We start from the raw sequence: 982 nt of genomic DNA, 5'->3' as shown, positions 1-982 counted from the left end.
AAAAACTTAGCGTTTTGCTGTTTGAACTGATCAACTTTAATATCCGCGATTGGCCAATGGGCAAAATCTTCCGTAATGAAAGACTCATCAACGCCAAATTCTAGCGAATCTAAATGCTTACCTATGTAACGGTAAAAATAACTCTGTCCGACGCTATCACACACCATTGGCACATGCGCCATTCGCTGGCGATTCACTGATACGGATGCCCAAGTTGTGGCGTTCGGTTTGCAAGTTTTCTCCTGCACAACATCGATTTCAAACTTGTTGTCTAACGTCGTAGATACAAAAACGACGATCGCATCGTCAAGGTAAACTCGTCTTAACAAGAGCTGTTTGGTGTCGTGCGTTCGCGCCTTTTGGATACCATTAGAAAACGGCTCAAAGTGCGCCCAGTGCCACCCCCACTCCATCCCCCGAGGTGAAAACTTGATTTGTGGTAATGTCATCCAAGCAACAGCACTCGCAAACCCCAACAAAAACAGCGTCAGCATTAAAGCAAGTCGGTATAAATTGCGCATTTAAAGTGGTTCTTCAATCAGTAACTTAATTCCTAGCGCAACAAGCACAGCACCTGTTACTCCTTCCATCCATTTCATAAAGCTGGCATTTTTGAGCAAGTTCTTTGCTGAGTTTAAAGCCCCCGCCAAGCCACATTGCCAAACCATTGCGATAACAAAATGGATAGCGGCCATCGTCATAGATTGCAACAATGGTGAGCCTTCCGGATTAACGAATTGCGGTAAAAATGCCAAGTAAAACACTGCCGTTTTTGGGTTTAGTACATTTGAGAGAAAGCCCTCTCTAAACGAACGTTTTCCACTGTATACCTGCTGAATTTGTTCAGCGACAGTAATGCCTCCGTCTGAAGCCATTAGCGCTTTCAAACTGCTGATACCAAGCCAAATGAGGTACGCGGCACCAATCATTTTAACGATTTGGAATAGCTCTGCGGATTGTGCAAGGATGGCAGAAATGCCCA

Annotated in this window: 2 protein-coding genes; both read right to left on the bottom strand. The window is 44.7% G+C overall.

The window, feature by feature from the left end; all coding sequences use genetic code 11:
* A partial coding sequence (locus R7Q48_RS25135; protein ID WP_318132855.1) for a threonine transporter RhtB occupies positions 1–521 on the bottom strand: 521 nt, incomplete at its 3' end.
* Positions 522–982: LysE family translocator (locus R7Q48_RS25130; RefSeq protein ID WP_318132854.1), on the bottom strand; the 461-nt coding region annotated here is incomplete at its 5' end. It lies immediately after the preceding gene.

It is taken from the genome of Vibrio sp. 378, from assembly GCF_033339435.1.
This window is presented reverse-complemented; position numbering and strand designations above follow the sequence as displayed.